The organism is Acinetobacter sp. ANC_7504 (assembly GCF_056779995.1).
Map to the genome: position 1 here is coordinate 151969 of NZ_JBWYIZ010000002.1, position 14954 is coordinate 166922.

Sequence of the window (14954 nt, forward strand, 5' to 3'; positions counted from 1 at the left end):
ACTCATGAGTGATTTGATTAAAGATCTCAGTGAACTGCGCCTAAATTATCAAAAAGGCGAATTACATGAGGATCAAGTGAATGCTGATCCACATGAACAGTTTCTATTGTGGTTTAACCATGCGTTAGAAGCTCAGCTTCACGAACCGTATGCCATGTCATTGGCTACGGCAAATGCCGATGGTCGACCGCACGTACGTACCGTATTACTTCGAGGTGCGGATGAAAATGGTTATGCGTTCTATACCAATTATGACAGCCAAAAAGGACTCGACTTAGTAGCCAATCCTTATGCGCAAATTCTGTTTTATTGGGCAGAACAAGAACGCCAAATTCGCATTTCAGGTCGAGTGGTAAAAATTTCGGAACAAGAATCCGCTGATTATTACCATAAGCGTCCGCGTGATAGTCAAATTGCAGCGCATATTAGTACCCCACAAAGTGGTGTGATTGCGAGCCGTGACGAGCTACAGCAACGCTTTAATGATTTGCATGAGCGTGTGGCAGATCAACAAACTTTAGATAAGCCTGACTTCTGGGGTGGTTACCGTATAGAGCCAGATTATTATGAGTTCTGGCAAGGTCGCCCAAACCGTTTGCACGACCGTTTGTGTTATGAAAAAATCGACGGTGCGTGGAAATTACAACGATTGATGCCATAAATGCCAAAATTTGAAATCAAGCAACGTCCATTTTTAACACGCCCTGAAAATTTTCAGGGCGTGCCTTCATTTATTGCCGAAATTTTGGCACGTCGAGGCGTTGAATCTGAACAAGAACTAGAACTGAAATTAAAATACTTATTAGCGCCAACTATGAAGGGGTTAGATGCTGCAATTCAGTTGATCGACCAAGCCATTGATCAACACAAAAAAATTGTGATTGTCGGTGACTATGATGCTGACGGTGCGACCAGTACAGCACTGATGATGCTTGCACTACGTGACATGGGGGCAGATGTTGATTATTTAGTCCCTGATCGCTTTAAGTATGGCTATGGTTTGACACCTGCTATTGCAGATCTTGCGTTTGCCAACTTTACGCCTGATTTGTTGATTACGGTCGACAATGGCATTTCAAGTCATGATGGAGTTAAGCAAGCTCAAGATCATGGGATGCAAGTAATTATTACCGATCACCATCTCACAACCAAGCCAACGCCTATGGCTGAGGCAGTGGTGAATCCGAATCAACTCGGTTGTGAGTTTCCAAGTAAAGCTTTGGCAGGAGTAGGAGTTGCCTTTTATGTGTTGGCGAACCTATCCAGTCATCGTAAAAAAATGGGCAAGTCTTTTGCACAAATGATCAGCTATTTGGATTTGGTTGCGCTTGGGACCTATGCCGATGTTGCCAGTTTGGACTATAACAACCGAATCTTAATCGACAGTGGTCTAAAGCGGATTCAACAAGGATTATGTCGCCCTGGGATTTCAGCCTTATTAGATATTGCCAAACGTGATCCTGCAGGACTGAAAGCGCAAGACTTAGGTTTTGTGATTGGACCGCGAATTAATGCGGCAGGGCGTATGGAAACCATGGATATTGGCATCGAATGTCTCTTGGCATCCGACTTGGCTACAGCATATCCTTTAGCGGAACAGCTGAATCAACTCAATGTGGAACGTCGTCAGGTAGAAGGTAAAATTAAACAAGAAGCATTGACTGCATTAGATCAAATTCAGCTAGATAAGGATGCAATACCTGCAGCGTTAATTATGTTTGAGCCACATTGGCATCAAGGTGTGATTGGAATTGTGGCAGGACGCTTAAAAGAGCAGTTCCATCGTCCGAGTATCGTTTTTGCCCGTGATGAAGATGGCATTCATATCAAAGGTTCAGCGCGTTCAATTGAGGGAATTCATATTCGGGATGCGATTGAGCGTGTGGCTGAGCAATATCCACATATTGTCAGTCACTTTGGTGGGCATGCTGCAGCTGCAGGTCTAACCATTAAAAAAGAACATTTTGCTGAATTTAAGCAGGTATTTGAGCAGTTGATTGCCAGTCAAGATGAAAGTCTGTTTACTGCAACCTTATGGACGGATGGGGAGTTGCCAGCTTCAGCTTTCCAAATTGAAACGGTGGACGTATTACAAAATTTAAGTCCTTGGGGGCAAATGTTTCCTGCGCCTGTATTCGAGGGAGTATTTAAAATTTTGGATTATCGCTGGCTTAAGGATGTGCACTTGAAACTGCGTGTAGCTTTAGAAAATGGTCAAGTGGTAGAGGCAATCGCCTTTAACGCAGCAGATAAATATCAGTTTGATCCGATGCTCAATGAAATTCGCTTGGTCTATGAGCTGGATAAAAATACCTTTAATGGCAATACCAGTTTACAAATGCGCATTGTACATATGCATCAATAAAAAACCGCTCATTAGAGCGGTTTTTAGCACTCAAAGATTAGAAGCGGTATGCACCACGTACAGCAAAGGTATTACCGTCATCTGCGAAACCAATTCGACCTTCGACACTTACTTGCTGATTGAAGAATTTTTTAGCATTTACACCAAACTCATCAAAAGATCCGCCATTGAAATCTTGATTGAAATAGTCAACACCCACGCTGAGTGTTTTATCAATATAATAATCGCCTCTTAACGAGAACTCGTCTAGATCACCAAATGCAGCTCCAGCCTCTAAATTCACATCATTTGTGCCAATTTGAGTGACATATTTTGCTCGAATAGTAGGGTCAATACCATCATCGTTGTCATCATCCCAACCACGTAAACCAGCTGCGACCAATAAAGATGGTGCTAAGAAATAACCAGCTTCAATTTTATAGTTTGTGACATCATTATCAGGGGTGTTAGGTATTTTTTGAGTTTCCTGAGAAAGATTGGCATTTAGATAGAAATCAGTATTTGGAACAAAGTATTCAATTCCAACACCATAATTCCAGTATTCGACCACATCAAAGTCGTCATAAGATACTTTTGCATTCACGTTGCTCGAACGATTTAAAAATGCAGCTTCGTTCAATGGAGAGTTCTTGATTTGAACAGGATTAAAATAATATGTGCCATCAAGCGCAAAACCTGCAGAATTGCTACCATTATCAGGATCGATCAATTTGGCTGTAGCCCCAACTTCAGCTTGATACGCATGTGCAGTTCCTAAGCTTGCAATAAGTGCAGTCGCAAGTGTAATTTTTTTAAACATATATTGACTCTCTTTGTTATAGAAATATGACTGTTTTGTGACAGCTGATTTCTATTGTAAGAACAAAAGGGGATGAGTCAATGCACAAAAAATGACATTCCATCGGGATTTTGCACAAAAAAAGCCCATCATTAAGATGGGCTTTTAAGAAACACTAAATTTTAATTAAGATATTAGAAGCGATATTTAGCAGCTAAACCGAACTTGTTGTAATCATTATTTGCAAGTTCACCGAAACCTACACGACCTTCTAAGCTTACTTGAGGTGTGAAGAATTTACGTGCGCTTACACCAAACTCGTTTGTATCTGCAGGACCAGTATCTTTACTATAGTAATCCACACCAACACTTAAAGTTTTATCGATGAAGTAATCAGCAGCTAGATTATATTCATCAAGGTCACCAAATGCAGCGCCAGCTTCTAAGTTGATATCTTTACCGTTAGACAATGTAGTTACATATTTAGCACGTAATGTTGGGTCAACACCATCATCATAGTCGTTATCGTAACCCTTAAGACCTGCTGCAATTAATAAGCCAGGTGCAGGCAAATAACCTACTTCAGCACCATAAACTGTCTCATCAAAATCAGGTCCAATATCAAATTTACGATCATCACGACCAACATTACCGCTTACATAAAAATCAGAATTAGGTACGAAGTATTCAACACCTACGCCGTATTGATGTCTTTCATCATCACCAACTTCACTGTATTGGTATTTCGCATTTACATTACTTGCACGATCAAGGAATGCAGCTTCAGCTAGTGGAGCATTGCGTGTTTGAACTGGTTGGAAATAATAAGTACCATCAACACCAAATGAACCACTTGTACTACCATTATCAGGATCGATAAGACCTGCAGAAGCACCTACTTCAGCTTGATATGCATTTGCAGTTCCAGTTACAGCTAAAGCAGAAAGAAGTGCAGACGCGATTGCTAATTTTTTCATGGATACTTCCCCTCAATAGAGTTAGTTGTTAATACATTTTTTGTTACAAGTTCAGTGTAGGGGAAAATCATGAAGGATCAATCAAGCAAAAGTAACAGTAATGTATCTTGTGTAATTTTTATGTAAAAATAAAAATTTAAGTTATTGATTTTAAAAAATAAAAAAACATGTTAATTCATGTGAAAGATAAGGTGTTTTAGTCATTTTATGTTGCTTTTGAATATGAATTGTATGCAATTTGAACGAAAGTAGCAGTTTTGGCACTGCTACTTCCCCCTGTTGAATGGAATTAGAATCGATATGTTCCGTTTACATTAAACTTATTTTCATCATCACTGAATCTTAAAATACTCCCAAGAGAGAGGTTATTATTGATAAAGTATTTGCCACGTAATTGGTATTCGTCTTTATGAATTTTACTAGTGCTATTCGTATCTCGCGTATAAGCACTACCTAGGCTTAAGCGTTGAGTTAAATAATAATCCCCACCAAATGTAATCGAATCAATATCATGTCCAAAGCTACCATCCAATTCTAAATTGAGATATTGACCATTTTGGCCTAATGGGGTGACATATTTGGCTTTTAAAGCAAAAGCATTTTCATCAAAGCCTTCACCTTTATAAGCATTAATACCTACTGCTATCAGTAAATTTTGAATAGGAGTATAACCAACGAGAGCTCTATAGGTGGTTAGATCGAAACGCTGCTTAGCATGAGATGAACCGTTTAGTGAGCTTGAGCGTGACTCCACTTTATAATGTTGACGACCGACCTCACCTGTGAAGTACAGTTGATCAATATAATATTCTCCCCCTATTGAATAGCCGTGCAGCTCTTGTTTGCTTTGTGCAACTGTTTCATTTATATACACTTTATCGTCTTTAATATGCTGAAAACTATATTTCGCTGAAACGCGATTATGGTGGCCAAGAAATGCAGCCTCATTAAGTGGTTTATTTTCAGTATCAACTGCTTTGAAGTAATAAGTACCTTCTGTTTCAAATACACCGTGATAATCAACCTTGAGACTATCATGGTCAAAATAGGTATATCCAGCATCAATTTGAGCTTGGTAGGCCATAGCTGAAGTTGTCAAAGGGAGGATGGCCAAAGCCAAATAGGTTTTGTTCATTTTCATAAGTCTCTGCTTATTGTTGTAAAAATAAAGTAAGTATTTTTTAATAATTAAATGTATTGTTAATAATAACTAAACAATGGTCAAGAGAATATTGAATAAAAAAGCAAACTCTCAAGTTTTACTTGGCTGTGTTAAAATATTGCCAATTTTGATATAGACATATTTAGGATCTACACCGTGGAAATTAATCCTTATCTTCTCCAGCTGAAAGACTTGAACGAACGTGGTCAAACACTACGGGGGTATCTTTGACTACGATCTAAAGAAAGAGCGTTTAGAGGAGGTTCTCCGCGAACTTGAAGATCCAGCAATTTGGAATGATCAAAATCGTGCTCAAGCGATGGCAAAAGAAAAAGGTGAGCTCGAAAACGTTTTAAATGTTTTAGATGGTTTAGCAACACAACTTGATGATGCACAAGCGATGCTTGATCTTGCTGTAGAAGCGGATGAAGAAGAAATGCTTGCAGATGTTCAAGCAGAACTTGATTCAGCTGAGGCTGAACTGGCTAAACTTGAATTCAGACGTATGTTTAGTAATCCAATGGATCCAAATCCTTGCTATGTCGAAATTCAAGCGGGGTCAGGTGGTACTGAAGCTCAAGATTGGGCATCTATGCTATTACGTATGTACTTACGTTGGATTGAGCGTCATGGCTTTAAAGCTGAGTTAATGGAAGAATCTGACGGTGATGTGGCTGGGATTAAATCGGCAACTATTCGTGTAGAAGGCGAATATGCTTATGGTTGGTTACGTACTGAATCAGGTGTACATCGCTTAGTCCGTAAATCACCTTTTGACTCAGGCAACCGTCGTCACACTTCATTCTCAGCGGTTTTTGTGTCTCCAGAAATTGATGACAACATTGAAATTGAGATCAATCCAGCAGATGTCCGTACGGATACATACCGCGCTTCAGGTGCAGGTGGTCAGCACATTAACAAAACAGATTCTGCCGTGCGTTTAACCCATGCACCAACTGGAATTGTGGTGGCTTGTCAGAACCAGCGTTCACAACATGCTAACCGTGATCATGCTTGGAAACAGCTTCGTGCTAAATTGTACGAATTGGAAATGAATAAGCGTAATGAAGCAGCTCAAGCACTAGAAGATTCTAAATCGGATATTGGGTGGGGGAGCCAAATTCGATCTTATGTGTTGGATGATTCACGTATTAAGGACTTACGTACTGGCGTTGAAAATTCAAATACGGGTGCCGTGTTAGATGGTGATCTTGATAAATTTATTGAAGCTAGTTTGAAACAAGGGCTTTAATATTTTTTTAAAAAAAGGCAGGGCAAAAGCCCTGCCTTTTTCGTTCTAGCACGAAGCTTGCTAGATTAAATCAGTTCAATGTTAGAATCAGAATTATTCGGCACAGTCATTCATAAACTCGATTTGTTAAATATCGTAATAATTCGATATTAATATCTATAAAAATCGATATAATGAGTTCAGCACAGTGCAGATCATTAACTTGAGTGAAATGAGATGGATACTGAAGCAATTTTTAAAGCCTTATCGAACCCGATACGCCGCCAAATTTTACAATGTTTAAAAGATCCAGAGCGCTTTATTCCACAAGATGAGTGCGTGCAAGATTTTAGTCGTGGCGTATGTGCAGGACAGATTGAAAAAATTGCAGATGTATCTCAGTCAACCATGTCTAATCATTTATCTGTTTTACAGCAAGCAGGTTTGGTTCATGTTACTAAGCATGGTCAATGGTCTTATTTTTCTCGTAATGAAGCACTGATAAAAAGTTTTGCAGAACACCTTCAACAATCACTCTAACGATAATGAGTGAAGAGGATAGATGAATGACTGATTTTAGTAGCCCAGTAGTCTTTGGTGAATTAAAGCTCAAAAATCGCGTGGTTATGGCACCTTTAACGCGTAGTCGTGCGACAGATGATCGCGTACCAACAGAAATGATGGCTGAGTATTATGCGCAACGTGCAAGTAGTGGATTAATTATCTCAGAAGCGACCGTAATTTCTGAGGAGGCGAATGGCTATTTAAATACGCCAGGATTATTCACTGATGCTCAAGTAGAAGGGTGGAAGAAAGTAACCCAAGCTGTTCATGATAAAGATGGATTAATTGTCGCTCAGCTTTGGCATGTTGGACGTGTGTCACATCCAGATTTACTGAAGGGTGATATACCCGTTTCGGCGAGTGCTGTTCAACAAGCCGGACATGTCAGTTTGTTGCGTCCGAAACGTCCTTATGTCTTGCCACGTCCATTAGAAATTTCTGAAATTCACGCGATTACAGCGCAATATAAAGAAGCAGCAATTCGTGCTAAAGAGGCAGGATTTGATGGTGTGGAATTGCATGCGGCGAATGGTTATTTAATTGATCAATTCTTGCAATCGAAAACCAATCAGCGTGAAGATGAATATGGTGGCTCGGTTGAAAATCGTGCGCGTTTCTTGTTAGAAGTCGTGGATGAGCTAATTGAAGTTTGGGGTGCTGGTCGAGTAGGTGTACATTTAGCTCCTCGTGGTGATGAACACGATATGGGTGATGATGATCCACGTGAAACTTTTGGTTATGTGTTAGAACAACTCGGTCAAAGAAACATTGCATTTTTCTTTACACGTGAATATTTGGCAGAAGACAGTATTAGCCAAGAATTAAAAGCGCGTGGACAAGGTATTCCTTTTATTGCCAATATGCGTTTAAGTCGAGAGGATGCTTTACAACTTCTCACTTCAGGTCAAGCTGATGCAGTGTCTTTTGGTAAAGATTATATCGCCAATCCTGATTTATATGAGCGTTTGGTACAGAATGCTCCTTTGAATGAATTAAAGTTAGAAAATATGATCGGGACGAATGTGGCTGAAGGCTATATCGATTATCCTTTTTTACAAGGAAATTGAAATTTAAGATAAGTATTTGAACCGAAAAAATTCGCAGGGTATGATCTCAACTTCGTGGTCATGCCCTATTTTTTTAAGAATGCTCGAGGTCTTACGTTTTGACAACTCCATTTTGGTATAACGCAGCATTGGCTTTACTAAAGCCAATTTATAAATGGCGTATAAAAAAGCGAGCAGACAATATTGAGCAATTTCATCAAGAGTGCTTAGAGCGCTTCGGTCCGTTTCAATCTCCAAAAAATCTTAATGCGATATGGTTTCATGTGGTTTCAGTTGGAGAAACCAATGCTGCACAACCTCTGATAGAACATTATTTAAAGCTTGGGTATGCTGTGTTGGTTTCGAATACCACCAAAACAGGTCAGGCACGAGCTAAATCCTTATTTGCAAAAGCACCATATGTAGATCTTTTTCAAGCAGTATATTTACCTGCAGATCAAAAAAAATTAGTCAGTGCTTTTTTTAAAAAATATCAACCCAAAATGTTGGTTTTGGTTGAAACAGAACTATGGCCCAATTTAATTGATCAGGCGAAAATTAGTAAAATACCCACTTTTTTGGTGAACGCACGTTTATCTAAAAAGTCAGCAAAAGGATACGCCAAAGTACCAAGTATTACTCAGCCTATGCTCAGCGGTCTGACTCAACTTTTGGCTCAAGATGAAGCTTCACTGAATCGATTTAGGGCTTTAGGTGCTGCTACAGCGCATAGTCAAACAGTGGGTAGTATTAAGTTTGATATTCATGCGCCCGAAGAAATGCTATTGAAAGCGCAACAAATTCATCAAGATTGGGATTTGCAAGCACGCCAAATTATTACGATTGCAAGCACACATCATCCTGAAGAGAAAAATCTGTTATCTAAGTTTAAAGATTATTTAAATGATCATCCTGCCGTCTTGCTGATTATTGTACCGCGTCATCCAGAACGTTTTGATGAAGTTGCACAAGCCATTCAAAGTCATGAGTTAAAAATGCATCGACGTAGTTTAGGTGAAATCATTGAGGCTGATACACAAGTTTATCTTGCTGATAGTATGGGTGAAATGTGGATTTGGTATGCATTGAGCCAAGCAAGTTTTGTGGGTGGATCATTAAATGAACCTGGCGGTGGGCATAATATCTTAGAGCCAATATCACTCAATGTCCCGACTGTGATTGGACCGAACTACTTTAACTTTCAAACCATTGTCGATGAATTTGTGGAAGAAAAAGGGATTCTAATCGGTCAAACTACGGAAGAGGTGGTGAATCATCTTATTCAGTGCTTATCTCAGGATGAAACGATTTTAGCAGTACAAAATCAGGCTCAAAAGATCATGCAACGGAATACAGGGTCATTGCAAAAACATATTCATGTCCTGAATCAATACCTTTAGTTTTTAAGTATATGAATATTGTATTGCTTGATCCTGCATCAGCACAGGATGACCTCTGGACGATTCAATCTGCACGCCAAATTGAGCATCTGAAGCATCAACTTGATATTAAAATTGGAGATACTTTAAAGGTTGGTATTAGAGGTGCTGGTCGATATACAGCTGAGGTCATAGAAATTTCTGAAAGGAAAATCTTAATTCAGCCACTTTATGAAGAGCCTGTACCGAAGAAATTACCTGTAACGTTAATCGTTGCTATGCCTAGACCGAAAGTATTGAGACGATTGATTCAAGATGCTGTAACTTTAGGCGTAGAAAAAATCATTTTGCTGCACAGCTATCGGGTCGATAAAAGCTATTGGCAAACACCATTTTTACAACAAATTGATCACTATGTTCAACTGGGCTTAGAACAAGCGGGTGATACATTTCCACCTGAAATCGAAATGTATAAACGCTTTAAACCTTTTGTGGAAGATGTTCTTCCTCAAATGATTTCCGTTGAACGACCAGCTTATGTAGCACATCCTTATGCAACCCACAGTATGCCTCATGCGATTGAGCACCCGTGTACGATATTGATTGGGCCTGAAGGTGGTTATATTCCTTATGAGATTGATTTACTCATAAAAAACGGCTGCCAAGCTGTCAGCTTAGGCAACCGAATTATTCGTACTGAGACGGTGATTCCTTATGTGTTAGGTCGTCTGTTTAGCACGTGGTGATTCATCTTCTTGTGAAGAATCTCCGCGATAGACTTTAACCTCTTGAACTGGATATGGAATCGAGATTTCATGTTCAGCAAAAGCTTGAATCACTTTTTCTTGAACTAAACTAATAGATGTAGATGTCGCAGTTTCACCCGTATTCACCCACCAACGTACAGTGAGGTTGATTGAGAAATCAGCTAAGGCAGAGACATTCACGCTAAATGCAGGTTGACTGAGGATTTGTTGATCCCGGTCTAAAATACTCAAAATAATATCTTTCGCTTTTTGAACATCATCTTCGTAACCAATACCGACCACGAATTCACAACGACGACGTGGATATGCCGTATTAACAGTAACTGCATTGGTATAAACCGTTGCGTTGGGAATGACGATACGGCGACCATCAGGTGAACGTAAGTAGGTTGCACGAATTTGAATATCTTCAACGGTCCCCTCTAAACCATTCACAATGATATCGTCGCCAATTTTGAAGGGTTCACCGAGTAGAATTAAGATACCAGAGAGCAGGTTTTGAAAAATATCTTTAAATGCAAAACCAATTGCGACAGATCCGATCCCCAGTGCACTCATCAGCTGTCCAGGTGTAAACCCTGGAATTGCAATAACCATCGCAATTAAGAAGCCAAAGAAAATAATAAAAGAGCTACCGACGCGGTTGAGGACGAGCACTAAATTTTGTTTGGTATATGAACGCTCTGAAAGTGCTTTTCTGACAAATAATTTGAACAGCTTAGACAACAACCAAAATAAGGTAAATACAATCAAAGCAATACAGATATAAGGGATTCGTTCCCAAAAGCCATCCATGATTTTATCAATGGTGGTATATGCATCATTGTATTTCGCAGTATGTGCAATGACGGTTTGAGCCGTTTTCTCACTTGCATCTTGTAGAAGTTGAGTCGTACCTTGAGCCACCTGACTCAAAGAATTTTGTTGTTCAGCCACGAGTGTTCCAAATGTATTGAATGTTTACATTTTGCCTGAAAATACAGTGAATAAAAATCACGTTCGCAGGTTTTATCGTCATTTTTATTCATTGAATAAACTGAAAATAACAAAAAAATTGCATGTTTTTATAAACATTCAGCACCTTGTCCAACAAAAAAATCGAAATGGTATTTATTGATAAAAAAATGGAGTTTTTTGACAACGACAGATTTTACTTGCTTATGAATGATGATCAGCAATGATTCGGATCATTGATTGTTAGATATTTTAGGTTGTTCAATTGGCAAGAAGATACGGATAACTTTTGAAATAAATGAATGCTCAGTCTACGACCAAAGCATGATTGTTTGAAATTTTAAAGTATAGTCATACTCAAGATATAAGACAAAAAATGATCAGTATGATCAAGACAACTCTCGAGATGAGAAACATAAATCAAGGATGCGAATTATGAATGAAATATATCCAGTACCCGAAGTTTTTAAAAAAACTGCACGAACCAATGAAGAGCAATATTTCGAGCGGTATAAAGCATCTATTGAAAACCCCGAAGCATTTTGGACCGAAGCAGCCAAGAAACTAGACTGGATTAAGCCTTTTACACAAGTCAAAAATACCAACTTTGATAAAGAGAATTACAAAGTTGAATGGTTTGCAGATGGCCAATTAAATGTCAGTGAAAACTGTCTCGATCGACATTTAAAAGAACACCCACATAAACCTGCGATTATTTGGGAAGGTGATCATCCATCACGCCATAAAATTATTTCATTTGAAGAATTACACGATGAAGTTTGTCGTTTTGCCAATGTTCTCAAGAAGCATGGCGTGACCAAAGGCGACCGTGTTGTTCTGTATATGCCAATGGTCCCTGAAGCAGCCATTGCGATGTTGGCATGTACACGTATTGGTGCGGTACATTGCGTGGTGTTTGGAGGTTTTTCACCAGATTCTTTAGCAAGTCGTATTGATGATAGCCAAGCAAAAGTCATCATTACAGCAGACTCGGGCATGCGGGGTGGTAAGCCAATTCCACTGAAAGAAAACGTTGATGCAGCGATGGAGCTTGAAGGGACGAGCTCTGTACAAAATGTCATTGTGGTGCATCGTACTGGTAACCCAATCACAATGCATGAAGGTCGTGACCTGTGGTATCACATGGAAATCATGACAGTCACAGATATCTGTCCACCTGAACCAATGAATTCAGAGGATCCGCTGTTTATTTTATATACTTCAGGCTCAACGGGTAAACCTAAAGGTGTGCTACATACTACAGGCGGTTATCTGACTTACGCGAACTTTACCTTTAGGGAAGTATTTGATTTAAAACAAGATGATATTTTCTGGTGTACCGCTGATGTCGGTTGGATTACTGGTCATTCTTATGTGTTGTATGGTCCACTTTCAAATGGGACGACAACATTGATGTTTGAGGGTGTTCCACAATACCCAACTTGGGCACGCACTGGACATATTGTAGATAAGCACAACGTCACAATTTTATATACGGCACCAACGGCGATCCGAGCGATGATGCGTGAAGGTGATGCATTTATCCGTGAAAGTGACCGTAGTAGCTTACGCTTGTTGGGCTCCGTCGGTGAGCCAATTAATCCTGAAGCTTGGAACTGGTACTACACCGTAGTTGGTGAAAGTCGTTGTCCAATTGTAGATACATGGTGGCAAACTGAAACAGGTGGCTTCATGATTTCGCCTTTACCGGGCGCAACTGCACTTAAACCTGGTTCTGCAACACGCCCATTCTTTGGTGTACAACCTGCTTTGGTTGATGCTGATGGTAAAGAGCTAGAAGGAGAGGCTGAAGGTAATTTGGTGATCAAAGATTCTTGGCCAGGACAAATGCGTACCATTTGGGGTGATCCAGATCGTTTTATCGAGGCATATTTCTCAACTTATCCAGGGAATTATTTCACGGGAGATGGTGCACGCCGTGATAAAGATGGTTATTACTGGATTACGGGGCGAGTGGATGATGTTCTGAACGTTTCGGGACACCGCTTGGGGACTGCAGAGATTGAAAGTGCATTGGTTGCACATGAACATGTTGCAGAAGCAGCCGTTGTGGGTATGCCACATGACATCAAAGGTCAAGGGATTGCAGCCTATGTAACTTTACAGGCAGATACGCCAGAGTCAGAAGAACTCAGGAAAGAGCTAGTAGGTTGGGTAAGAAAAGTTTTAGGACCTGTGGCTACACCAGATGCAATTTATTGGGCGCCAGCATTACCCAAAACACGTTCAGGCAAGATTATGCGCCGAATTTTGAGAAAAATTGCCGCTAATGAGCTAGATAGTTTGGGCGATACCTCAACTTTGGCAGATCCACAGGTCGTGGATCAATTAATTGCTGAAGTGAAATCACAGCAGTAATCCCGATTAAACAGACGAAGTCATTTTTTAAATACCGTTAGTTCAACTAGCGGTATTTTTAGTTCAGTGATAAGAAAAGCAGGCATTGTGATAAGTCAAATCATGTTGATCTGCTAAGCTTATCAGTAGATGCGATACGGAATATAACAATGAATTCTCCCCTAAATTTTAATCCTGAAACGCCACTTGAGACTGCGCAAATACTTGCATCTGAGTTTGCGAAAACCGCAGCAGAACGAGATAAACAAGGTGGAAATCCAAAGGCTCAGCGAGATCTAATTCGACAAAGTGGTTTGTTGTCTTTATCTATTCCAAAAGAATTTGGTGGGCAAGGTGCAACTTGGAGCACGATTTTTAAAACTATTCAAACCATTGCTCAAGTTGATAGTTCACTTGCGCATGTATATGGCTTTCATCATTTGCTTATTGCGACGGTACAACTTTTCGCACAGCCAGCTCAATATGGAGATTGGTTTAGACAAACTGCCAAACACAACTTATTTTGGGGAAATACGTTAAATCCATTAGATCGTAGAACAACCGCGAAACAAGTTTCTGATGAAGAATTTATCTTCCATGGTGATAAAAGTTTTTGTTCTGGATCAATTGATTCAGATATCCTGCTCTGTTCGGGATTTAATGAAGATGGAAAGTTACTGATTGGCGTGATTCCAACAGCACGAGAGGGCGTGAGCTTTCTTGGGGATTGGAATAATATGGGGCAACGTCAAACGGATAGTGGTACCAGTCATTTTGAACAGGTCAAAATTCGCAAGGATGAATTACTCCTCAATCCCGGTCCTTTAAGTACACCTTATTCAAGTTTGAGACCGCTAATTGCTCAACTGATTTTCGTGCATTTATTTTTAGGTGTTGCTGAGGGAGCGTTCAATGTTGCGAAAGAGACAGTTCAAACACAAAAAGCTTGGTCGAAATCACTGGTTGAACAAGCGGTGAATGATCCATTTACCCAGAAGCATTTCGCCGAATTTTATGTGCAACTTGAAGGTGTGCGCTTGCTCGCGGAAAAAGCGATCAATACATTACAAAAGGCGTGGGATGAAGGGGAAACATTAACTGCGGAGCAACGTGGTGAAGCCTCAATTGCAATCGCAACCGCCAAAATTGCAGCGACTCATACTTCACTTTATGTGACACAAAATATTTTTCAAGTGATGGGTGCACGCGCGACTACTGCAAAACTGAATTTAGATCGATTCTGGCGTAATGTACGAACCCAAACCCTGCATGATCCAATTGATTATAAATATCAGGAAGTCGGAGAGTGGGCATTAACTGGAAAAGTTCCAGATCCGAGTTTCTACTCTTAGATCCAATTGATTATGAAAAAA

General features: G+C 39.9%; 13 protein-coding genes. 9 read left to right on the forward strand and 4 right to left on the reverse strand.

Going from position 1 to position 14954, the window contains the following annotated elements:
- The first annotated feature begins 4 nt into the window (after window positions 1-4).
- Window positions 5-661 (forward strand): pyridoxamine 5'-phosphate oxidase, encoded by a 657-nt coding sequence (pdxH, locus tag AC1M9F_RS04640; protein WP_481586870.1) that lies wholly within the window; start codon window positions 5-7, stop codon window positions 659-661.
- Window positions 662-2365 carry a single-stranded-DNA-specific exonuclease RecJ gene (gene recJ / locus AC1M9F_RS04645; RefSeq protein ID WP_481595746.1) on the forward strand — a complete coding sequence of 568 codons (1704 nt, stop codon included), beginning with the start codon at window positions 662-664 and terminating at the stop codon, window positions 2363-2365.
- Window positions 2366-2402: 37 nt separating this feature from the next.
- Here recJ and AC1M9F_RS04650 read toward each other — a convergent pair whose 3' ends face one another.
- The 3 genes from AC1M9F_RS04650 to AC1M9F_RS04660 all read right to left on the reverse strand — a co-directional run bounded on the left by AC1M9F_RS04650 (window position 2403) and on the right by AC1M9F_RS04660 (window position 5261).
- A complete protein-coding gene (locus AC1M9F_RS04650) occupies window positions 2403-3164 on the reverse strand; it encodes a putative porin (RefSeq protein ID WP_481595747.1) in 762 nt (253 codons plus the stop codon).
- Window positions 3165-3337: 173 nt separating this feature from the next.
- A complete protein-coding gene (locus AC1M9F_RS04655; RefSeq protein WP_035265806.1) occupies window positions 3338-4120 on the reverse strand; it encodes a putative porin in 783 nt (260 codons plus the stop codon).
- 289 nt (window positions 4121-4409) lie between these two features.
- The gene (locus tag AC1M9F_RS04660; RefSeq protein ID WP_481597182.1) at window positions 4410-5261 is read right to left on the reverse strand and encodes a putative porin; all 852 of its coding nucleotides are present in this window, start codon (window positions 5259-5261) and stop codon (window positions 4410-4412) included.
- Window positions 5262-5438: 177 nt separating this feature from the next.
- Between AC1M9F_RS04660 and prfB the strand changes: the two genes are divergently transcribed.
- The 5 genes from prfB to AC1M9F_RS04685 all read left to right on the forward strand — a co-directional run bounded on the left by prfB (window position 5439) and on the right by AC1M9F_RS04685 (window position 10248).
- Window positions 5439-6534 (forward strand): peptide chain release factor 2 gene (gene prfB, locus AC1M9F_RS04665; protein ID WP_481591851.1). Its coding sequence is split into 2 segments (ribosomal slippage): window positions 5439-5510 and window positions 5512-6534, totalling 1095 coding nucleotides; the frame shifts between segments, so codons are not numbered across the junction.
- A gap of 216 nt (window positions 6535-6750) precedes the next feature.
- On the forward strand, window positions 6751-7053 hold the full coding sequence (locus tag AC1M9F_RS04670) for an ArsR/SmtB family transcription factor (RefSeq protein WP_035265803.1): 303 nt from the start codon (window positions 6751-6753) through the stop codon (window positions 7051-7053).
- 26 nt (window positions 7054-7079) lie between these two features.
- Window positions 7080-8144: an alkene reductase gene (locus tag AC1M9F_RS04675; RefSeq protein WP_481597183.1), complete on the forward strand. Its 1065-nt coding sequence runs from the start codon at window positions 7080-7082 to the stop codon at window positions 8142-8144.
- Window positions 8145-8242: 98 nt separating this feature from the next.
- Complete coding sequence (locus tag AC1M9F_RS04680) at window positions 8243-9523, forward strand: 3-deoxy-D-manno-octulosonic acid transferase (protein ID WP_481586865.1); 1281 nt, start codon at window positions 8243-8245, stop codon at window positions 9521-9523.
- Between the two features lie 11 nt (window positions 9524-9534).
- Window positions 9535-10248, forward strand: coding sequence for a 16S rRNA (uracil(1498)-N(3))-methyltransferase (locus AC1M9F_RS04685; protein WP_481586864.1), 714 nt, complete (start codon window positions 9535-9537; stop codon window positions 10246-10248).
- Here the strand turns inward: AC1M9F_RS04685 and AC1M9F_RS04690 are convergent.
- Window positions 10222-11205 (reverse strand): mechanosensitive ion channel family protein, encoded by a 984-nt coding sequence (locus tag AC1M9F_RS04690; protein ID WP_481586863.1) that lies wholly within the window; start codon window positions 11203-11205, stop codon window positions 10222-10224. The two genes, AC1M9F_RS04685 and AC1M9F_RS04690, sit on opposite strands and share 27 nt — an antisense overlap.
- 453 nt (window positions 11206-11658) lie before the next feature.
- Here AC1M9F_RS04690 and acs point away from each other — a divergent pair, with 453 nt between their 5' ends.
- On the forward strand, window positions 11659-13602 hold the full coding sequence (acs, locus tag AC1M9F_RS04695; RefSeq protein ID WP_179999124.1) for an acetate--CoA ligase: 1944 nt from the start codon (window positions 11659-11661) through the stop codon (window positions 13600-13602).
- Between the two features lie 149 nt (window positions 13603-13751).
- Complete coding sequence (locus AC1M9F_RS04700; RefSeq protein ID WP_481597184.1) at window positions 13752-14933, forward strand: acyl-CoA dehydrogenase family protein; 1182 nt, start codon at window positions 13752-13754, stop codon at window positions 14931-14933.
- Window positions 14934-14954 lie beyond the last annotated feature (21 nt).